General features: G+C 68.6%; 6 protein-coding genes. 3 read left to right on the forward strand and 3 right to left on the reverse strand.

The features are described 5' to 3' along the window. A partial coding sequence (locus GBZ48_RS26405; protein WP_174473749.1) for a beta strand repeat-containing protein occupies positions 1-13,404 on the reverse strand: 13,404 nt, incomplete at its 3' end. Positions 13,405-13,891: 487 nt separating this feature from the next. On the opposite strand from GBZ48_RS26405, the gene GBZ48_RS26410 reads away from it, so the two are divergent. Both GBZ48_RS26410 and GBZ48_RS26415 read left to right on the forward strand, forming a co-directional pair. Beyond that, positions 13,892-17,878 (forward strand): peptidase domain-containing ABC transporter, encoded by a 3,987-nt coding sequence (locus tag GBZ48_RS26410; RefSeq protein ID WP_174473750.1) that lies wholly within the window; start codon positions 13,892-13,894, stop codon positions 17,876-17,878. A gap of 50 nt (positions 17,879-17,928) precedes the next feature. After that, positions 17,929-19,251, forward strand: a complete 1,323-nt coding sequence (locus tag GBZ48_RS26415; protein WP_174473751.1) for an HlyD family type I secretion periplasmic adaptor subunit — start codon at positions 17,929-17,931, stop codon at positions 19,249-19,251. A gap of 236 nt (positions 19,252-19,487) precedes the next feature. On the opposite strand, the gene GBZ48_RS26420 is transcribed toward GBZ48_RS26415, so the two are convergent. Then, positions 19,488-19,703, reverse strand: a complete 216-nt coding sequence (locus GBZ48_RS26420; RefSeq protein WP_174473752.1) for a hypothetical protein — start codon at positions 19,701-19,703, stop codon at positions 19,488-19,490. Between the two features lie 320 nt (positions 19,704-20,023). Between GBZ48_RS26420 and GBZ48_RS26425 the strand changes: the two genes are divergently transcribed. After that, positions 20,024-21,571, forward strand: coding sequence for a hypothetical protein (locus GBZ48_RS26425; RefSeq protein WP_174473753.1), 1,548 nt, complete (start codon positions 20,024-20,026; stop codon positions 21,569-21,571). A 19-nt stretch (positions 21,572-21,590) separates the two neighbouring features. Here the strand turns inward: GBZ48_RS26425 and GBZ48_RS26430 are convergent, their stop codons facing one another. Beyond that, positions 21,591-22,271 carry a LuxR C-terminal-related transcriptional regulator gene (locus GBZ48_RS26430; RefSeq protein WP_246307466.1) on the reverse strand — a complete coding sequence of 227 codons (681 nt, stop codon included), beginning with the start codon at positions 22,269-22,271 and terminating at the stop codon, positions 21,591-21,593. Positions 22,272-22,462 lie beyond the last annotated feature (191 nt).

The raw sequence follows: 22,462 nt of genomic DNA on the forward strand, positions 1-22,462 counted from the left end.
AGGCGGGCTGGTGCCGCCGCCGGTGTTGCCGCCATTGCCCGGGTCGGTCGAGCCACCGCCGGAGGAGGCCGTGGTGGTCCAGCTCAGCACGAAGCTGTCGGACACGCTGGTGTTGCGGTCGCCCTCGCTCTCGATGCTGTAGGGGTTGACCGTCAGCGTGACGCTGGCGGTGTCGACGCTGCCGGCCACCGTGTGGGTGATGCCGGTGGCGTTCGCGTCCTTGACGGTCAGCTTCAAGCCGCCCTCGGCCAGCGCCGCGGCATAGTCCTCCGCGGTCAGCGTCCAGGTGCCGTTGCCGTTGTCGATGCCGCGCGACAGCACCGTCCCCTTCGGCACGCCGCCGATGGTGACCGCCAGCTTTTCCGACCCGTCGGTGTCGGCCAGGAAGGCGTTCAGGTTCAGCACCAAGCCGTCCGGCACGCCGGTCGTCGACTGGTCGTCGACATGGTAGGGCACCGCCGAGCCGTCGGCGGCATGCGACACCGGGGCGTCGGCCACCGCGGTGATGGTGACGGTCGGGGTGTAGGTCCTGGTCAGGGTGTCGGTGCCGTCCATCGCCGTCACCTTGACGGTGATGGTGAAGTCGTCGGCGTTGTTGGCCGGCACGATCAGGCGCAGGTTGCCGAGCTTCGCCGGATCGACCGTCCAGCTGCCGTCCGCATTCGCGGTCAGCGCGCCGGCATCGCTGCTGGTCAGCGTCACCCCGGCCGGCAGGCCGGAGATGACGATGGAGGAGATGTGCTCCGACCCGTCGCTGTCGCCGGTCAGGGCGGAAATGGTCAGCGGAATGCCGCCGACGGCATCCTCCAGCCCGCTGGCGCCGATCGAGACGACCGGCTCGTCCGCCTTGGGATCGACGGTGACCGTCAGGTCGCGGGTGTCCTTCAGCATCCCTCCGGAGGTCACGCCGTTCACGGTGACGATCGGGGCGCCGTTGCTGTCGGTGGTGATGACGTCCACCTTCAGCGTGATGGTGCCGGAGAAGTCCTTCTTCGTCGTCAGGGTCAGTTCGTTGCGGTACTCCGCATCGACCGACCAGCGGCCGTTGCCGAGATAGACCAGACCGCTCTCGTGCCCGGCCGCCAGCGACAGCCAGGAGCCCGACGGCAGGTTGCTGACGACCAGCGACAGGCGTTCCGACCCGTCATTGTCGGTCATCACCAGATCGCCGAGCTTCAGGTTGATCGCCGTGTCCTCGTCGCCGCGGGCGGTCAGCGTGCCGTTCGGCGTCACCACGTCGGCCACGCCCTGCACCTCGACATGGACGGACACCGCCGCCGCGTCGGCGAAGGCGCCGTTGGAGCCTTCCGTCGCCCGCGCGGTGAAGGTCAGGTTGAAGCCGGTGTTGGAGTTGGCCGGCGGGGTGATGGTCAGGCCGGACAGGTCGGCCTGGGTCAGCACCCATTTGCCCAGGGTGGCGTCGTAATGACCGTGGTTCAGCGTGGCGCCCGCCGGCACGCCGCCGACGAGGATGCTGAGGCTTTCCGACCCGTCGCGGTCGGTCAATGCTGCGACCACCGACAGCGGGATGGCGGTGTCCTCGCGCCCGACCGCGTCGGAGGCCGACAGCACCGGCGTGTCGGCGACCGCGGTGACGGTCACCGTCAGCGGCTGCTGCGCCGAGGTGGCGGTGGTCGCCCCTTCGACCGAGGTGGCGGTGATCTTCAGCGTCAGCGTGCCGGAATAGTTCGGCGGCGGCGTGAAGGTCAGGCCGGTCAGTTGCGCCGGGGTCAGCGTCCAGCTGCCGTCGGCGTTGTGGATGCCGGCGGACAGTTTCGCCCCTTCCGGCAGGTCGGTGATGGTGATGTGGTCCAGCGTCTCGCCCGTCACGTCGGACAGGTGGGCGTCGATGGACAGCGGGATGGCGGTGTCCTCGTTGCCCGTCGCCGCCGCGGGAATGACGATGGGGGCGTCGGCCACGCCGGTGACGGTCACCGTCAGGGTCGCCGGCGCGGAATCGGCGGTCGAACCGTTCTCGCGCTCCACCGAGGTCGCGACGACGCGGAGGGTGATGGTGCCGGAGAAGTCGTGCGGCGGGGTCAGGCGCAGGCTCGCCAGATCGGCCGCGTTGACCTTCCAGCTGGTGCTGCCGTCGCCCTGGGTGCTCAGAACCGTGCCGAGATTGAGGCTCGCCCCCGCCGGCACGCCGGAGATGGTGACGTAGCCGATGCTCTCCGACCCGTCGGTGTCGGTCAATGCCGGGGTGATCCTCAGCGCGACCGAGGTGTCCTCGTCCGTCGCCGCGGCGGCGGCGGTCACGGTCGGCGCGTCGGCCACCGCATCGACGGTGATGGTGCCGGTCGCCGACTTGCTGCCGCGCACCGTGCCGGCGCTGGTGCTGTCGATGGTCCCGACCGTCAGGGTGTAGGTGAGATCGGCATCGGAGTTGCGGGTGGTGACGATCTTCAGGCCCGACACCGTCCAGGTTCCGGCCGATCCGCCGGCCACCAGGGCACTGGTCGGGATCGTCCAGCTGTAGGTGGTGGTCCCGCTGCGCGTCAGCTCCGTGCCGTTGAGGTACAGCTTGGCGCCGGCCACATCCAGCTGCGAAGCCGACATGGTCAGCGTGACCGTCTCCACCGCCTCGGGGCTGGCGGCATCGACGTCGCTCAGCGTGATGGTGGGGGCGATGGCGATGCCGCCGGCCGCGTCCTCGTTGCCGCGCGCGTTCAGCGTGGTCAAGGTGATGGAGTCGGCGACCGGCGTCACCTGGATGGTCTGCGTGGCGGTGGAGGTCCCGCCATAGCCGTCGGTGACGGTGAAGGAGAAGCTTTCCGTGCCGCTGAAATCGGCGTCCGGCGTGTAGGTGAAGGTGCCGTCGGCGTTCACCACCAGCGTGCCGTGCGCCAGGCGCACCGGCTGGCCGTCGGCGCCGGGACCCTTGAAGGTCATCGTCTCGTCGGTGCGGTGGTTGACGGTGTCCTGATCGGTCGCCGCCAGCCGGCCGGAGATGGAATTGTCTTCCGACGTGGTGGTGGTCGCCGCGGTCGCCGTCGGGGCATAGTTCAGCGCGGTGCGGACATCGACCGGCCGGCCGTCGACATACAGCTCCAGCTTCTCGAAATCGGCCAGCTTGATGCCCAGCGCCGTTAGGGTGGCGGCGCTGGCGACATCGGTATCCTTGGTCGCGGCGCTGGGGTCGGCCGCCGCCGTCTCGATCCGGTCGCGCAGGGTGCGCAGGTCGGCCAGGATCGAGGCGTTCGACAGTTGGCCGGTGGTCAGCATCACCCGGAAGGTGTCGATGCCGGCGTCGCCGTCCTGAAGTTCGGGAGCGGACGCGGTGCCGCCGTCGGTACCGACGGTGAAGATCGACAGGTCGTCGCCCGCCCCGCCATGGATGGTATCGGTCCCGGCCCCGCCGGTGATGGTGTCGTTGCCGCCGCCGCCGAGCAGGATGTTGGCGCCGCCGTCGCCGGTGATGACGTCGTCGAAGGCCGAGCCGGTGACGTTCTCAAGGTTGCGGAGCACGTCGGTGCCCTCGCCGGTGCCGACACCGGTCGCGAGGTTGGCGTTCACCGCGGTCGCCGAGTTGGCATAGGTGACGGTGTCGTTGCCGGCGCCGCCGTCGATGGTGTCGTTGCCGGGGCCGCCGGCCAGCAGGTCGTTGTCGTCCCCGCCGTCCAGGCTGTCGTCGCCCAGCCCGCCGATCAGGGTGTCGTTGCCGGCCCCGCCCAGGATGGTGTCGTTGCCGTCGCCGCCATCCAGGCTGTCGTTGCCCTTTGGCGTGTTGGCGAAGCTGACGGTCAGCGTCTGCGGATCGCTGTCGGCGGTGCTGCCGTTCTCCAGCTCCCTGGAGGTCGAGACGACGGTGAGGGTGATCGGATGGGTGGTGTCGCCTTCCTTCGCCGTCAGCTTCAACCCCGACAGCTGGGCTTCGGTCAGGGTCCAGGTGCCGTCGGCATTGAGGGTGCCGGCGCTGAGCGTCGCCCCGGCCGGGACACCGGAGATCGTCAGCTTGGAGATGTATTCCGACCCGTCACGGTCTGTCACGGCCGGCGTGATCGACAGGGCGACGGTGAAGGTGCCGGTGCCATCGCCATAAATCACGTCGTCGCCGGCGCCGCCCAGGATGGTGTCGTTGCCCGCACCGCCCGACAGCGTGTCGTTGCCGGCAGTGCCGGTCAGCGTGTCGTTCTGCCCGACCGCCAGATCGTAGGAGACCGGCGTGACCGAAACCGTCGGCTTGTCGGCTACGGCGATGACGGTGACGGCCAGGGTCGTCTGCACCGAGACCGGGGACAGGCCGCGGTCCGTCGCGGTGGCGGTGACGGTCAGGGTGAAATCGACGTCGCTGTCGGCCTTGGGCGTGATCTTCAGGTTGGCCAGCTGGGCCTGGGTCAGGGTCCAGCTGCCGTCGGCATTGAGGGTGCCGGCGCTGAGCGTCGCCCCGGCCGGAACGCCGGTGATCTTGATGCTCAGGCTCTCCGACCCGTCCAGATCGGTCAGAGCCGACCTGATGTCCAGCGCGATGGCGGTATCCTCGTTGCCACTCGCCGCGGTGACGCTCAGCGTCGGCGTGTCGGTCACCGGGTTGACGGTGACCACCAGCGGCAGGGTCGTGGTCGCCTCCGCCGCACCGCGGTCCTTGGAGACGGCGGTCACCGACAGGGTGAAGTCATCGTCGCTGTTCAGCGGCGGCGTGATCTTCAGCCCGGCAAGCTGGTCGGGATTGAGCGTGATCGAGCCGTTGGTGACCGTCAGCGTGCCGTTCAGCGTGTTGACCAGCGTCGCACCGGCCGGAATGCCGGTGATGCGGATCGTCAGCACCTCCGACCCGTCGGTATCGGTCAGTGCCGGATTGATCGTCAGCGGAATGGCGGTGTCTTCGTTGCCGGTGACGGCGGTGACGCTCAGCGTCGGCGCATCGGACACCGGGTTGACGGTGACCGGCAGGGTCTGGGTCACGCTGACCGCGTCGGCGACACCGTCCTTGGCCGTCGCGGTGACGGTGAGGGTGAAGTCGTCGTCGCTGTTCAGCGGCGGGGTGATCTTCAGGCCGGCCAGCTGATTGGGGTTCAGCGTGATCGAACCGTTGCTGACCGTCAGCGTGCCGTTCAGCGTATTGGCGAGGATCGCACCGGCCGGAATGCCGCTGATGGTGATCGTCAGGGATTCCGACCCGTCGGTGTCGGTCAGCGCCGGAGTGATCGTCAGCGGGATCGCCGTGTCCTCATTGCCCGTCGCCGCAGTGACCGACAGAGTCGGGGTGTCGGTCACCGGGTCGACCGTGACATGCAGGGTCTGGCTCGTCGTTGCCACCGGCGCGCTGCCGTCCTTGGCGATTGCGGTGACGGTCAGGTCGAAATCCACGTCGCTGTTGTGAGGCGGCGTGATCTTCAGACCGGCAAGCTGGTCCTTCGTCAGGGTCCAGGTGGTGGTGCCGTTGCTTTCCGTCACAGAAGTGCCGGCGCTCAGCGTCGCTCCGGCGGGCACGCCGGAAATCCGGATGCTCAGCGTCTCCGAGCCGTCGGTGTCGGTCAGGGCCGGGCTGATCGTCAGCGAAATCGCGGTGTCTTCATCGCCACGGGCGGCGGACACGGACAGGGTCGGGGTATCCGACACCGGATTGACGGTGACCACCAGCGGCGCGCTGACGCTGACCGGAGCGGCGATGCCATCCTTGGCGGTCGCGGTGACGGTCAGGGTGAAGTCGTCGTCGCTGTTCAGCGGCGGCGTGATCTTCAGACCGGCGAGCTGATCGGGGTTCAGCGTGATCGAACCGTTAATAACGGTCAGCGTGCCGTTCAGCGTGTTGACGAGCGTCGCACCGGCCGGGATGCCGCTGATGGTGATCGTCAGCGTTTCCGACCCGTCCAGATCGGTCAGCGCCGGGGTGATCGTCAGCGGGATCGCCGTGTCTTCGTTGCCGCTCGCCGCGGTGACCGACAGAGTCGGGGTATCGGTGATCGGATCGACAGTGACGTGCAGGGTCTGGCTCGTCGTCGCGACCGGCGCGCTGCCGTCCTTGGCAATCGCCGTGACCGTCAGGTCGAAATCGACGTCACTGTTGGCAGGCGGCGTGATCTTCAACCCGGCCAACTGCTGAGGCGTCAGCGTCCAAGTGGTGGTGCCGTTCTGCTCGGTGACCGAGGTGCCGGCGCTCAGCGTGGCTCCGGCCGGAACGCCGGCGATGGTGATCGTCAGCGTCTCCGACCCGTCGGTGTCGGTCAGCGCCGGGCTGATCGTCAGCGGGATGGCAGTGTCTTCATCGCCACGGGCGGCGGACACGGACAGAGTCGGGGTGTCGGTGACCGCAGTGACGGTCACCGGCAGCGACTGGGTCACCGAAACCGGGTCGGCAACGCCGTCCTTGGCCGTCGCCGTGACGGACAGGGTGAAGGTGCCGTCGCTGTTGAGCGGCGGCGTGATCTTCAGCCCGGCCAGCTGGTCGGGGTTCAGCGTGATCGAGCCGTTGCTGACCGTCAGCGTGCCGTTCAGCGTGTTGACCAGCGTCGCGCCCGCCGGAATGCCGCTGATGGTGATCGTCAGCACCTCCGACCCGTCGGTGTCGGTCAACGCCGGGCTGATGGTCAGCGGGATCGCCGTGTCTTCGTTGCCGCTCGCGGCGGTGACGCTCAGCGTCGGCGTGTCGGTCACCGGGTTGACGGTGACCACCAGCGGTGCGCTGACGCTGACCGGAGTGGCAACGCCATCCTTGGCGGTCGCGGTGACGGTCAGGGTGAAGTCATCGTCGCTGTTGTGCGGCGGCGTGATCTTCAGCCCGGCCAGCTGGTCAGGGTTCAGCGTGATCGAGCCGTTGCTGACCGTCAGCGTGCCGTTCAGCGTGTTGGCGAGCGTCGCGCCAGCCGGAATTCCGCTGATGGTGATCGTCAGCACCTCCGACCCGTCGGTGTCGGTCAACGCCGGAGTGATTGCCAGCGCAATCGCGCTGTCTTCGTTGCCGCTAGCCGCGGTGACGCTCAGCGTCGGAGTGTCGGTCACTGGGTTGACAGTGACCACCAGCGGCGCGCTGACGCTGACCGGAGCGGCAACACCATCCTTGGCGGTCGCGGTGACGGTCAGGGTGAAGTCGTCGTCGCTGTTCAGCGGCGGCGTGATCTTCAGACCGGCAAGCTGGTCGGGGTTCAGCGTGATCGAACCGTTGGTGACCGTCAGCGAGCCATTCAGCGTGTTGGCGAGCGTTGCACCGGCCGGGATGCCGCTGATGGTGATCGTCAGCACCTCCGACCCGTCCAAGTCGGTCAGCGCCGGGGTGATCGCCAGCGCAATCGCCGTGTCTTCGTTGCCGCTCGCGGCGGAGACGCTGAGCGTCGGCGTATCGGTGACCGGATCGACGGTGACGTGCAGGGTCTGGCTCGTCGTCGCCACCGGCGCGCTGCCATCCTTGGCAATCGCGGTGACCGTCAGGTCGAAATCCACGTCGCTGTTGGCCGGCGGCGTGATCTTCAGACCGGCAAGCTGCTGAGGCGTCAGCGTCCAGGTCGTCGTACCATTGCTTTCCGTAACCGAGGTCCCGGCGCTCAGCGTCGCCCCGGCAGGAACGCCGGCGATGGTGACCGTCAGCGTCTCGGACCCGTCAGTGTCGGTCAGGGCCGGGTTGATCGTCAGCGGGATGGCGGTGTCCTCATCGCCGCGGGCGGCGGACACGGACAAGGTCGGGGTGTCCGACACCGGATTGACGGTCACCGCCAGGGCCTGCGTCACCGAAACCGGGTCGGCGACGCCGTCCTTGGCCGTCGCCGTGACGGTGAGCGTGAAATCGGCGTCGCTGTTCACCGGCGGGGTGATCGCCAGGCCCGCCAGCTGGCCCGGCGTCAGGGTGATCGAGCCGCCGGAAATGGTCAGCACGTCGCCAGCCGTGTTGGTCAGGACCGCGCCGGTCGGAATGCGGGCGATGGTGATCGTCAGCGTTTCCGACCCGTCCAGATCGGTCAGCGCCGGGGTGATCGCCAGCGCAATCGCCGTGTCTTCGCTGCCGCTCGCCGCGGTGACGCTCAGCGTCGGCGTGTCGGTGACCGGGTCGACCGTGACATGCAGGGTCTGGCTCGTCGTCGCAACCGGTGCGCTGCCGTCCTTGGCAATCGCGGTGACCGTCAGGTCGAAGTCCACGTCGCTGTTGGCCGGCGGCGTGATCTTCAACCCGGCAAGCTGCTGAGGCGTCAGCGTCCAGGTCGTCGTGCCATTGCTTTCCGTGACCGAGGTGCCGGCGCTCAGCGTCGCACCGGCCGGAACGCCGGCGATGGTGACCGTCAGCGTCTCGGACCCGTCAGTGTCGGTCAGGGCCGGGCTGATCGTCAGCGGGATCGCGGTGTCTTCGTCGCCGCGGGCGGCGGACACGGACAAGGTCGGGGTGTCCGACACCGGGTTGACGGTCACCAGCAGCGGCGCACTTGTGCTGGCCGGCGCGGCACTCCCGTCCTTCGAGGTCGCGGTAACGGTCAGGGTGAAGTCGTCGTCGCTGTTCACCGGCGGCGTGATCTTCAGTCCGGCGAGTTGGTCGGGGTTCAGCGTGATCGAGCCGTTGGTAACGGTCAGCGTGCCGTTCAGCGTGTTGGTGAGCGTCGCACCGGCCGGAATACCGGCGATGGTGACGGTCAGCACCTCCGACCCGTCGGTGTCGGTCAAAGCCGGCGTGATCGACAGCGCAATCGCGGTGTCCTCGTTGCCCGTCGCCGCCGTGACGCTCAGCGTCGGCGCGTCGGACACCGGGCTGACGGTCACCGGCAGGGTCTGGCTGACCGAAACCGGGTTGGCGACGCCATCCTTGGCGGTCGCGGTGACGGTGAGCGTGAAGTCCGCATCGCTGTTCAGCGGCGGCGTGATCTTCAGGCCGCCGAGTTGATCCGGCGTCAGCGTGATCGAGCCGTTGCTGATGGTCAGCGTGCTGCCGGCCGTATTGCTGAGGCTGGCGCCCGCCGGGATGCCGCTGATGGTGATCGCCAGCGTCTCCGACCCGTCCAGATCGGTCAGCGCCGGGGTGATCGTCAGCGGGATCGCGGTGTCTTCGTTGCCGCTCGCCGCGGAGACCGACAGAGTTGGGGTATCGGTGACCGGATCGACCGTGACGTGCAGGGTCTGGCTCGTCGTCGCAACCGGTGCGGCGCCGTCCTTGGCAATCGCGGTAACCGTCAGGTCAAAATCCACGTCGCTGTTGGCCGGCGGCGTGATCTTCAACCCGGCCAACTGCTGAGGCGTCAGCGTCCAGGTCGTCGTGCCATCCGGCTGGGTAACAGCAATGCCGGCGCTCAGCGTCGCTCCCGCCGGAACTCCGGCGACGGTGATCGTCAGTGTCTCCGATCCGTCAGTGTCGGTCAGCGCCGGGTTGATCGTAAGGGGGATGGCGGTGTCTTCATCGCCGCGGGCGGCGGTTACGGACAGAGTCGGGGTGTCCGACACCGGATTGACGGTCACGAACAGCGGTGCGCTGACACTGACCGGAGCGGCGACACCGTCCTTCGCGGTGGTCGTGATGGTGAGGGTGAAGTCATCGTCGCTGTTGTGCGGCGGCGTGATCTTTAGCCCGGCGAGCTGATCGGGCGTCAGCGTGATCGAGCCGTTGCTGATGGTCAGCGTGTTGCCGGCCGTGTTGCTGAGGCTGGCGCCCGCCGGGATGCCGCTGATGGTCACCGTCAGCGTTTCCGACCCGTCGGTGTCTGTCAGTGCCGGGCTGATCGACAGCGCAATCGCGCTGTCTTCGTTGCCGCTCGCCGCGGAGACGCTCAGCGTCGGCGTGTCGGTCACCGGGTTGACGGTAACCACCAGCGGTGCGCTGACACTGACCGGAGCGGCAACGCCATCCTTGGCAGTCGTGGTGACGGTCAGGGTGAAGTCATCGTCGCTGTTGTGCGGCGGCGTGATCTTCAGACCGGCAAGCTGGTCGGGGTTCAGCGTGATCGAGCCGTTGGTGACCGTCAGCGTGCCGTTCAGCGTGTTGACCAGCGTTGCGCCCGCCGGAATGCCGCTGATGGTGATCGTCAGCACCTCCGACCCGTCCAGATCGGTCAGCGCCGGGGTGATCGTCAGCGCAATCGCCGTGTCTTCGTTGCCGCTCGCCGCGGTGACGCTCAACGTCGGGGTATCGGTCACCGGATCGACGGTGACATGCAGGGTCTGGCTCGTCGTCGCCACCGGCGCGCTGCCGTCCTTGGCGATTGCGGTGACCGTCAGGTCGAAATCCACGTCGCTGTTGGCCGGCGGCGTGATCTTCAGACCGGCAAGCTGCTGAGGCGTCAGAGTCCAAGTGGTGGTGCCGTTGCTTTCCGTGACCGAGGTCCCGGCGCTCAGCGTCGCCCCGGCCGGAACGCCGGCGATGGTGACCGTCAGCGTCTCCGATCCGTCGGTATCGGTCAGCGCCGGGCTGATCGTCAGCGGAATCGCGGTGTCTTCATCGCCACGGGCGGCGGACACGGACAGTGTCGGGGTGTCCGACACCGGATTGACGGTCACCGCCAGGGCCTGCGTCACCGAAACCGGGTTGGCAACGCCATCCTTGGCCGTCGCCGTGACGGTGAGGGAGAAGTCGTCGTCGCTGTTGTGCGGGGGCGTGATCTTCAGACCGGCAAGCTGATCCGGTGTCAGCGTGATCGAGCCATTGCTGATGGTCAGCGTATTTCCGGCCGTGTTGCTGAGGCTGGCGCCGGCCGGGATGCCGCTGATGGTGATCGTCAGCGCTTCCGACCCGTCCAGATCGGTCAGCGCCGGGCTGATCGTCAGCGCAATCGCGCTGTCTTCGTTGCCGCTCGCAGCACTGACGCTCAGCGTCGGGGTATCGGTCACCGGATCGACGGTGACACGCAGGGTCTGGCTCGTCGTCGCCACTGGCGCGCTGCCATCCTTGGCGATGGCCGTGACCGTCAGGTCGAAATCCACGTCGCTGTTGGCAGGCGGTGTGATCTTCAGACCGCTCAGTTGGTCCTTAGTCAGCGTCCAGGTGGTGGTGCCGTTCTGCTCGGTGACCGAGGTGCCGGCGCTCAGCGTCGCTCCGGCTGGAACGCCGGCAACGGTGATCGTCAGCGTCTCCGATCCATCGGTGTCGGTCAGGGCCGGGCTGATCGTCAGCGGAATCGCGGTGTCTTCATCGCCACGGGCGGCAGACACGGACAGGGTCGGGGTGTCCGACACCGGATTGACGGTCACCGCCAGGGCCTGCGTCACCGAAACCGGGTCGGCGACGCCGTCCTTGGCCGTCGCCGTGACGGTGAGCGTGAAATCGGCGTCGCTGTTCACCGGCGGGGTGATCGCCAGGCCCGCCAGCTGGCCCGGCGTCAGGGTGATCGAGCCGCCGGAAATGGTCAGCACCTCGCCAGCCGTGTTGGTCAGCGCCGCACCGGTCGGAATACCGCTGATGGTGATCGTCAGCGTCTCCGACCCGTCCAGATCGGTCAGGGCCGGGGTGATCGCCAGCGGGATCGCCGTGTCTTCGCTGCCGGTGGCCGCCGTGACGCTCAAGGTCGGGGTGTCGGTGACAGGGGTCACCGTGACCGCCAGGGGAGCGCTGACGCTGACCGCATCGGCGCCGCCGTCCCGGGCGGTGGCGGTGACCGTCAGGGTGAAATCCACGTCGCTGTTGGCCGGCGGCGTGATCGTCAGGCCGGCCAGCTGGTTCGGCGACAGCGTGATCGAACCGTTGCCGATCGTCAGCGTGTCGCCCGCACTGTTCTTCAGGCTCGCGCCGACGGGAATTCCGCTGATCGTGATGCTCAGCGATTCCGAGCCGTCGGTGTCCGTCAGGGCGGGCGAGATGACCAGCGGGATGGCCATATCTTCGTTGCCGCTCGCCGCGGTGACCGACAGGGTCGGCGTGTCGGTCACCGGATTGACGGTAACCACCAGCGGAGCGCTGACGCTCACCGGCGCGGCGGTGCCATCCTGCGCGGTCGTGGTGACGGTCAGGGTGAAGTCAGCGTCGCTGTTGGCCGGCGGCGTGATCCGGAGGCCAGCCAGTTGGCCGGGCGTCAGCGTGACTGCACCGTTGCTGATCGACAGCGTGTCGCCCGCCGCGTTGGCGAGGCTGGCACCGGCGGGGATGCCGCTGATCGTGACGGTCAGCGTCTCCGACCCGTCGGTATCGGTCAGCGCCGGAGTGATCGTCAGCGGGATCGCGGAGTCTTCGTTGCCGGTCGCAGCACTGACGCTCAACGTCGGGGTATCGGTCACCGGGTTCACCGTGACCACCAGCGGCAGGCTGGTGCTGGCCGGCGCGGCGCTGCCGTCGCGGCTGGTCGCCGTGACGGTGAGCGTGAAATCGGCGTCGCTGTTCAGCGGCGGGGTGATCGCCAAGCCTGCCAGCTGGCCCGGCGTCAGGGTGATCGAGCCGCCGGAAATGGTCAGCACCTCGCCGGCCGCATTGGTCAGGACCGCACCGGTCGGAATGCCGGCGATGGTGACGGTCAGCGTCTCCGAGCCGTCGGTGTCGGTCAGCGCCGGGCTGATCGACAGCGGAATCGCCGTATCCTCGGCACCGGTAACGGCCGAGACGCCGAGCGTCGGCGTGTCGGACACCGGGTTGACCGTGACCGGCAGCGTGGCGGTGACGCTGTTGGGCGTGGCGGTGCCGTCGGTGCTGGTGGCCGTCACGGTCAGGCTGAAGCTGTCGCCGCTGTTGGCCGGCGGGGTCAGCGTCAGGCCGGGGATCTGCGACGCGGTCAGCACGATGCTGCCGTTGACCACTGTCAGCACCGCACCGGAGGCGTCGCGCAGAACCGCGCCGTCCGGGATGCCGGCCAGGGTGACGGTCAGCACCTCCGTCCCGCCGGTATCGGTCAGGGCGGCGGCGATGTTCAGGGCAATGGCGGTGTCCTCGTCACCGGACACCCCGTTCACCGTCAGGCTGGGCGTGTCGGACACCGGCGCCGGGGCCGGAGTCGAGGGTGCGGCGACGGTGGGGGCGACCACCGCGGCGGCCTGCAGGAAGGTCACGCCCTCGGCGGCGGGAACCACCCCGTTGTCGATCACCTGGTCGGGCGTCTCGGGCATCGGGATGTCCGACGCCGCAACGTCGAGCGGGTCGTAGGCCGAGGTCGTGCGCGCGGTCGACAGAAGCTCCGCCCGCTCCGCCGTCTTGCCGGCGGTCCCGCGGCCGTCCCCGTCCGCCGGGCCGGAACCCTCGGGACCGGTCGGGCCGGACCCGCGGGTGCCTTCGGTGCGCAGCACGTCGCCGTTCAGCAGCAGCGCGTTCACCGCCTGGTCGGCAGCGACAGCCACCGATTCGCCGACGACGGCACCGGTCTGCACCGCACCGCCCACCATCAGATCCTCGGCGCCGCGATAGTCGGTCTGGACATAGCCCAGCGTATCGTCGGGCCGTTGAAGCTGTACCGAGCTCGCCTCGTGGATGACGCCGCCCAGACGGGTGCCGTCGACCTGCTGGAGAAGGGTCAGATCGTCCAGGATCTGACGATCGTCGACCGTCGGGACCTTACCCTGAACCGCTTCATCAGCCATCGGACCGCTCCATAAGTCGGGTGCAAAATCGCACCACACCACTTGTCACGACCCTAGGTTCTAGCGCTCTCACTTGCTTGTGATAAGAAACATCCTGTGATGAGTTTCAACATGTTGGATGCTGAAGCACCGGCCACCTCTACCCTAGGGGGACCGCCTGGACGCAACGAAATCCCTTGGAGCGGTTGGGTTTTTACCGCTTTCGCGCAAGCTCCGAAGGGCAGGGCGCAATGCGCTTTGTCACTCGGTTGCCTTTTGTTGCTATTCGCGGATTTACCTATCACTAGCAAATATGGTGTTGATTAGCGCTCGGTTAACTCCGTGAAACAGGTTGGTCGTTTTGCAGCCCGGAAACCCGTCCGCTCCTCCCAGCGCACCGCCCGCCGCCTCCCCCGAGCGCAATCGGGCCGGGCGCGATGGCGCCAAACGCGATCAGGCAAACCGTGATCGGGCGGCCGAGAAGGCTGCGCGACGCCTGCTGTCCGGCATGCTGGGTCCGCGCCGGGACCGGGCGATGCTGATCCTGGCGTCCTTCGCCCTGAACATCTTCGGGCTGGCCCTGCCGGTCACGCTGCTGCATGTCTACGACCGCATCCTGCCGAACGAATCCTACGGCACCATGCTTCTGCTCGGCATCGGCTGTGGGGCGGCGGCGGTGATGGAGGCGATCCTGCGGGTCGCGCGCTCGGCGCTGACCACCTGGATGGGGGCGAGGATCGAGCACCAGTCGAGCGCGTCGCTGATCGACCGGCTGATGCACATGCCGCTGAACGCCTTTTCCCAGCAGGGCATCGGCACCCATTTCGAGGTTTACCGCGCCATCAAGCTGGTGCGGGAATTCTATTCGGGCCAGGCGCTGCAATCAGCCATCGACATCCCCTTCGCCGTTCTCTATCTGGGCCTGATCGCCCTGCTGGCAGGCTGGCTGGCGGCGATCCCGGTGGCGGTGCTGGGCCTGTTCCTGATCGTCGGCGCCGTGCTGGGCCGGCGGATGCGCCGGGCGCTGGAAAGCCGCCACACGCTGGAGGAGCGGCGCCTGAACTTCATCAGCGAGGTTCTGGGCGGCGTCCACACCGTGAAGGGCCTGGGGGCCGAGGCCGGCCTGCTGCGCCGCCACGAGCGCCTGCAACAGGGTTGCAGCGAGGAGGACTTCACCGTCGCCCGCCTCAGCGGCACCGCCTCCGTCGTCGCCGCCACGCTGGCCCAGACGACGATGATGCTGGTGGTTCTGCTGGGCAGCGTGTCGGTGATCGACGGCGCGATGACCACCGGCGTTTTGACCGCCTGCTCGATGCTGGCCGGGCGCTGCGTGCAGCCGGTGCAGGCGCTGTTCGACCGCTGGGTGCGCTACCAGTCGGTGTCGCTGGCCCTGCGCCGCATCGGCCATGTCCTGCTGGAGGTCGGACCCGACGGCGCCGCGGCGCCGGTCGCCAGGGACGGAATCGCCGAGTCGGACGGTGCGGTCGCCACGCCGCTGGCCCCCGGCTCCATCGAGATGGACAAGGTCACCTTCGCCTACGACCGCGGGCCGGAGATCCTGAGCGGCCTGTCGCTGAGCGTCGGGCCGGGCGAGTTCCTGGGCGTGGTGGCGACCAACAGTTCGGGCAAGACGACGCTTCTGCGCCTGATCCTGGGCGTGCTGCGGCCACGGTCCGGCGAGGTCCGGGTCGGCGTGCGCACCCTGACCGGGGCCGATGCCATGATCGGCATCGGCGGCGTCGTCTATGTCGGCGAGCATCCGGAGCTGTTCAAAGGCACGATCCTGCAGAACCTGACGCTGTTCGACCCCAGCCGGGCCGATCTGGCGATGGAGGTCTGCCGGCGCCTTGGCCTCGACCGCCGCATCGCCAGCCTGCCGCAGGGCTACGAGACCATCGTCGGCGACGCCTCGCAGGAGGCGCTGCCCCGCGGCGCCCGCCAGATGATCTGCCTTGCCCGGGCCCTGGTCCGCGAGCCGGCCGTCCTGCTGCTGGACGAGCCGAACTCCTCGCTCGACGTCGAGTCCGACAAGGCGTTCCGCCGCGCGCTCGACGAGCTGCGCGGCAGCGTCACCATCCTGCTGGTCAGCAGTCGCCCGTCGCTGCTGTCGCTGGCCGACCGGGTGGTGCAGATCGTCGACGGCCATGCGGTGGCCCGCAACCCGGCCGCCGAAGCCATCGGCGGACAGCCGGCCCTGGTGGCTGCCGTCTCCAGCGCCCCGGCACCGGATGCCGAGGCCGGCACCGATGCGGAGCCGATCCGAGCCGCCCACGACGACGGCGACATCCTGCGCCGCCGGCTGGCCGAGGCATCGGCCGTCGGCGCCTGCATGGTGCCGCTGCTCGACGCGCTCGGCTGGCGCGGCGCGCCGCAGACGCTGGCGGAAGCCCTGCCCCACTTCTCCGAGGTGCAGACGGTGGAGGAGCTGTGCGACGTGTTCCAGCGCCTGCATTTCGAGGGGCGCAGCCTGCGCTTCGACCTCGGCCGGCCGGAACCGTCGCTGATGCCCTGCCTGTTCCGCGCCCGCGACGGCGGCATCTACACGCTGCTGTCCGCCGATGCCGACGGCGTCACCGCCTTCAGCGGGCAGTCGCGCGAAACGGTGACGCTGAACTACGGCAAGGGCACGGCCTACGTCTTCACGCCGCTGGAGACCGCCTCCGGCGCCGGGAATCAGAACTGGGTCGGCTCGGTCATCCACGCCTATTTCCCGCTGCTGTGGGCGGTGCTGGGGCTGAGTGCCGTCATCAACCTGCTGTCGGTCGCCGCCCCGCTCTTCACCATGGCGATCTATGACAAGGTGATCGGCACCGGGTCGTTCGACACGCTGGCGACCATCGCCGTCGGCGCCTTCCTGGTCATCGCCGGCGACTTCGCTCTGCGCCAGATCCGCGGCCGGGCACTGGCCCATGCCGGGTCGCGCATCGCCCGCACCGTCAGCAACGCCACCATCGACCGCATCCTGATGCTGCCGGTGGGGATGAGCGAACGGGCGGCCATCGGCACGCAGATCGCGCGGGTGAAGGATCTGGAGTCGATCCGCGATTTCATCAGCCAGGGGCAGGTGGCGGCGCTGTTCGACGTGCCCTTCGCCCTGTTCTATCTGGTGGTGATGGCGGTGCTGGGCGGACCGCTGGCTCTGGTCCCGCTGGCCGCCGTGCTGGTCACCGCCGCCATCGGCGCCGCCGTCCACCCGATGGTGCGCGCCCGCACCGGCACCACCGCGCGCGCCGACACCGAGCGGCAGGAATTCTTCGTCGAGATGGTCGCCAAGATGCCGGCCCTGCGCGCCATCGGCGGGCTGGCCCACTGGCGCGACCGCTATGACCGGCTGTCGGCCCGCACCGCCCGGTCGGGCCACACCGCCGCCAACCTGTCGGCGACCCATGCGGCGCTGGCCGGGCTGGTGGTGCCGGTGGCAGGATTGGCCACCGTCGGCGTCGGCGCCCTCCAGGTCTTCGCCGGCACGATGACGCCGGGCGCGCTGATGGCGTCGATGATGCTGCTGTGGCGGGTGATGGTGCCGTTGCAGACCGCCGTCTCCATGCTGCCGCGCATTGAGCAGCTGCGCGCCAACGCCCGCCAGATCAACGGCCTGATGAGCATCCGGCCGGAGCGCGAGCCGCGCTGCGCCACCTTGCAGCCGCGCCGGCTGAAGGGCGAGGTGTCCTTCTCGCGCGTGTCGCTGCGCTACCGCAACGATGCCGATCCGGCGCTGGTCGGCGTGACGTTCAATGTCAAGCCGGGGCAGATCGTCGCCATCGTCGGGCCGGACGGCGCCGGCAAGTCGTCGCTGCTGAAGGTGATGCTGGGGCTCTACGCGCCGCAGGCCGGCAATGTGCGGGTCGACGGCGTCGACATCCGCCAGATGGACCCGGTCGATCTGCGCAAGTCCATCGGCTATGTGCCGCAGGCCAGCTCGCTGTTCTACGGCACCATCGCGCAGAACCTGCGCTTCGCCGACCAGACCGCCGACGAGGCCGAACTGCGCTGGGCGCTGTCGCTGGCCGGCGCGCTGGACGAGGTGGAGGCTCTGCCGCGCGGGCTGGACACCCGCATCGGCGACAACCAGTCGCTGCGCCTGTCGCCCAGCCTGACCCAGAAGATCTGCCTGGCCCGCGCCTACATCCGCCGTCCGCGCATCCTGCTGCTGGACGAGCCGGCGAGCCGGCTGGACTTCGAGGGCGACAAGGCGCTGCACGCGGCGCTGGCCGCCCTGCGCGGCCACAGCACCATCTTCCTGGTCACCCACCGGCCGAGCCACCTGACGCTGGCCGACACGGTGCTGACCATGGATGCCGGCATGATCGGCCCAGCCGCCCCGGCCGGCGGCCTGCCCGGCCCCCGTCCGGTCGGTCCCGGCACCGGCCCCAATGGTGGCCCCAATGGCGGCCCGGGTGGCGGCAACAGCGTCGCCAACGGCATCGCCGGGGCGCTGCTGGGCGGGATCGGGCTGCAACGCCCGCCCGGCGTCGCCGCCACGCCACAACGTTGATCGGGCGCTGACGCCTTCCGCTCTTTCCTCCAGTCCATGTGAACCGCAAGATGGCCGCTTCAGACCTCGCCCGCCCCACCGGCAAATCGCTCAGCGCCGACGATGCGACGCTGTCGCTGGTCCGCGCCACCATCGTCGTGCTGGTCCTGCTGATGGCGGCCCTGCTGACCTGGGCCACGCTGATGCCGGTCAAGGAGGCCGTCGTCACCGCCGGGCAGGTGGTGCCGTCCGGCAACGCCCAGGTGGTCCAGCATCTGGAGGGCGGCATCGTGTCGTCCATCCTGGTCAAGGAAGGCGATCTGGTGGAGGCCGGACAGCCGCTGCTCGTCTTCGATCCCAAGCAGGTCCAGGCGGAGCGGGAGCAGATGAACGCCCGCCTGCTGACGCTGGACCTGCGGGCGGAGCGGCTGCGCGCCTTCGCCGCCGGGCGAACCGCCGATTTCGCCCGCGTCGCCGGCCCCGACACACCGCAGACGGAGTCGCAGGTCGCCGATCAGAAGCTGATCTACGACACCCAGCGCCAGGCCCGCGACACCGCCATCGCCGTCCTGCGCGCCCAGGTGTCGCAGCGCGAGGCGGAACTGGCTCTGTATGAGGGGCAGCTGGCCAATATCAAGGACCAGATCACCTTCATCACGGGATCGGTCGACATCCGCAACAAGCTGGAATCGATGGGCCTGTCGTCGAAGCTGCAATCGCTGGAAACCCAGCGCGAGCAGTCGCGCCTGATGGGCGAGCAGCGTCGGATCGAGGGGCAGATCATCGCCACCCAGCAGGCGATCACCGAGGCCGGCAACCGCATCCTCGACCAGTCGGCCAAGCTGTCGCAGGATGCCGTGACCGAGATGGGCACCGTCACCGCCGAGATCGCCCAGCTGCGCGAGGCCCGCGCCAAGCTCGACGACCGGGCCCAGCGCCTGACGGTGCTGTCGCCGGTGCGCGGACTGGTGCAGGATCTGCGGGTCAACACCATCGGCGCGGTGGTGCCGGAAGGCGGCGTGCTGATGCAGGTCGTCCCGGTCGACCATGAAATGACGGTGGAGGCTCACGTCACCCCGCGCGACGTCGGCCATCTCCAGGTCGGGCAGGAGGCGACGGTCAAGGTTCTGACCTACGACTTCGCCCGCTATGGCGCCATCACCGGCAAGCTGCTGCGCATCTCGGCCTCCACCTTCCTGGACGAGCAGCACCGCCCCTACTACAAGGCGGTCGTGGCGCTCAGCCGCAACCATGTCGGCCGCGACGACGTCCAGCACCCGGTTCTTCCCGGCATGACCACCCAGGTGGAACTGCCCACCGGCGAGCGGTCGCTGCTGGAATATCTGCTGAAGCCGATCTACTTTGCCCTGTCCGACAGCTTCAACGAGCGGTGAGTGTTGTAATACCCTCTCCCGCCCCGGGAGAGGGAGGGACCCGCCGAAGGCGGGAGGGTGAGGGGCGATCCGGATATGGATTTCGATCCTCGGATCACCCCTCACCCTTCCCATGCTGCGCATGGGCCCCCCCCTCTCCCGGGGCGGGAGAGGGAGGTTCAGAGTTTCCTCCAGAAACGCAAAAAGGCCGCCGGTCCTGATTGGACGGGCGGCCGACATGGCAACGGTGCAAAGGGTCAGTAGGCGCCGAGCGACCGGGCGACGGCGGTGAATTCCTCGGCGAGCCAGCCTTCCTGCCGGATCAGGTGGCCCATCAGCTGCTTCAACGCCGCCTCGTAGGCCTCGGCCCGCTCATCGGCCGACAGGCCGGCCGCGGCGAGACGGGCGACGAAATCGTCTGCCGCCTGCTCGGGTCCGATCTTCTCAGCCTTGCGGGAGTCGGCCTGGGTCATGACTTTGAACAACCTGGGAGCGGTGTCGGCGATCTGCTGCGGAACCATTGAAGCGCCTTGATGCTGGAGGCGATGCCTGACCCCATAATGAGTGTGCGGAACACGTGTGTGAAGGCACCATTTAGCGCTTAAATGAAATAAATTTTGGATGCATTTGATGCATCTCGTTTCAATTGTGTCGGCCCGTCGGCCAAAAGTTGCGGAGGCGCTGCAAGAAACGGCTCCGACACAGCTCGACAGAATATGTCACGACATACCAGTAGCAATCATTCGTGCCAGTACCTAAAATTGCCGCGATTCAGCAGCGCCCGTGAACGCCAATGGCCGGCCGCCCCAACCGCAGCGCCTCCCTTCAGACCGCTCCGCTCCGCGCGGTCGAACCCGATCCGGCTGCCGTCAGCCTGGACAAGGTGAAGGCGATTCTGGCTCCGCTGGACCGGGCGCAGAAATCCAAGCTGTTCGAACTGGTGCAGGCCGGCCATCTGGAAGACGACCAGATGACGGTGGAGGTCGGCCGGCTGATCGTCGCCATGCTGAACGGGCCGCGCACCGAGCATGCGCGCCGCATCTGGACCGGCTGGTTCGATCCGGTGATGCTGCGCACCGACCAGCTGATGCTGGCGGAAAGCCGGCCGCCCGGCTGCATGCATGTGGTCGACGCCAGCGCCTGGTGGTTCGCGCTGCTGCCGCATCTGCGCGAACTGGCCGGACGGGTGCAGTCCGACATCGCCGCCCTTGCCAGCGAACATCCGCTGGACAGGGTCCTCGCCTCCCCCGCCGCGGCGGACTGGGCGGAAGAGCTTCGCGTCCGCTCGCTGGAGGTCCTGCGCCAGCGCGGCGTGGCCGGGCCGCTGCTGGCCACCGCCAACTCCGAACGGCTGACGCTGCTGCGCAAGCGCGGGCTTGCGGGCGTGGCGCCGCTGTCGATGGGCGATCTGGCGATGCTGGACACCATGCTGGACCATGCGCCGCTGTGGAAAGGTGCTGTCCGCCCGCGCGAAACCATCGGCATCCTGCACGCCGTGTCCGAGATGGCGGAGCACGGCTCGGCCGACGGCGCGATGCACTATGCGCTGGCCCTGATCAACGGGTCGCGCGATCCCGATCAGGCGCTGGCGCTCCATGGCATGTCGCCCGGCCCGGCATTGGTGGAGGCGGCGGTCGGGCATGTGCAGTTCGCCTGGCAATGCCTGCGCCAGAAGCTGGAGGATCTGCATCTCGGCCGCCCTGCCCCGCCGCAGCTGACGGCGGGCGAGACGGTGGACCGCCTGCAGGAGCGCGCCTTCCGCTGGTACGACACGTTGCAGGGCTTCGGCGTCGAGCGCGGCGGCCGCAACTGGGCGGCGGTCTCGGCCGCCGTCGGCCGGGTGACCGGGCTGGTCGAGGGCGAGGTCGTGCCGGTGCTGAGCCACCGGCTGCTGACGCTGAACGCCAGCACCTCGGCCCGGCCGCTGATCGACCCGGTGCGCTTCATCAACGGCTTCAACCACCGGCTGCGCCGCCGCGGCATCGCCGCCTCGACCAACCCCTGGCTGACGGCAATCGGGGAGCATCTGGCCGCCCTGTTCCGCCAGATCGGCGCCTATGGCCGGGAAGACGCGCTGTCCGCAATGGCGGACCTGTGCGAACTGGCGGAGGAGGCCGGCTACCCCATCGAGGTGACGGCCATCGACAAGACGCTTCTGGGCATCGCCGAGCGGGCCCTGCGCGACGGCCGTGAACTGAACGCCGGGGAAAGCAGGCTGATCGAGCGCGTCGTGACCGTCGCGACCGAGGAGCGCCGCCGCTGCCGCTGGTGGGTGTCGGGCGAACTCGTCAGCCTGCTGGACGCCGCCCAGCAGCGCGGCATCGGCCCGACGCCGCAATAGACCGCCACCCTTTGCCGGATCAGGACGACAGCTTGATCCCCGACTTCATGGTGGCGAGCGCCAGCTGGGTGCGGTTGCGCACGCCCAGCCGCTGCATCACCGTGCGCAGATGGACCTTGATGGTGCCCTCCAGCACGCCCAGCGCACGGGCGATCTCCTTGTTCGACTGGCCTTCCAGCAGCAGGCGAAGCACCTCGCGCTGACGCTCGGTCAGGCCGTTGACGGCGTCGCTTTCGGTGCGGACCAGCGTTGCGGAGGCCGGCAGCGGAATGCGGATCGGCGTGCCGCCGCGCACGGCCGGGGGGGCCGGGGCGAAGATGCCGCCTTCCAGCACGATCGGCAGAGCCTGGTCGAGCACCGTGCCCTCGCATCCCTTGTGGACGAAGCCGCGGGCGCCGGCGCGGATGCAGGAGGCGATGACGTTGCCGTCGGTCACCCCCGAAACCACGATCACCGGCACGTCGCCGGCCGCCTCCAGCATCTCGGCCAAACCGCTGTGCTCGTCGCTGTCACCCATCTGCAGATCGTAGAGAATGGCGGCAAGACCCGGCTCGGACCGCGCCTTGCGCATGGCGTCGGCCAGCGATCCCGCCTCGATGATCTCGACATCCTCATAGCGCTGCCGCAGGGCAAGCGACAGGCCGTAGCGGACCAGGGCATGATCGTCGACAATCAGGAACCTGAGGGGAGTGTCGGGCAAGCCCCGGCGATCCGACGCCTGGGTCAACTCTGCGGAGTTGTGAGCGTGCTGCACGTGATGGTCCACGTTTGTTCCCCTTTACTCGTCTAAAGTGCCATTTGCCCGTAGAGACGCAGGGCCACGATGCGACTTTGGACCAATCCGGCATCAGGAAGAACCGTTCCATCGGCACGTATGACGGGGCATGGGGA

It is taken from the genome of Azospirillum melinis, from assembly GCF_013340935.1.
Lineage (GTDB): Bacteria > Pseudomonadota > Alphaproteobacteria > Azospirillales > Azospirillaceae > Azospirillum > Azospirillum melinis.

Excerpts from the sequence above, each read along its gene's own strand:
- GBZ48_RS26410 (WP_174473750.1), top strand. The coding sequence starts at position 13,892 with ATGCTGGGTCCGCGCCGGGACCGGGCGATGCTGATCCTGGCGTCCTTC.
- GBZ48_RS26425 (WP_174473753.1), top strand. The coding sequence starts at position 20,024 with ATGGCCGGCCGCCCCAACCGCAGCGCCTCCCTTCAGACCGCTCCGCTC.
- GBZ48_RS26420 (WP_174473752.1), bottom strand. The coding sequence starts at position 19,703 with ATGACCCAGGCCGACTCCCGCAAGGCTGAGAAGATCGGACCCGAGCAG.
- GBZ48_RS26415 (WP_174473751.1), top strand. The coding sequence starts at position 17,929 with ATGGCCGCTTCAGACCTCGCCCGCCCCACCGGCAAATCGCTCAGCGCC.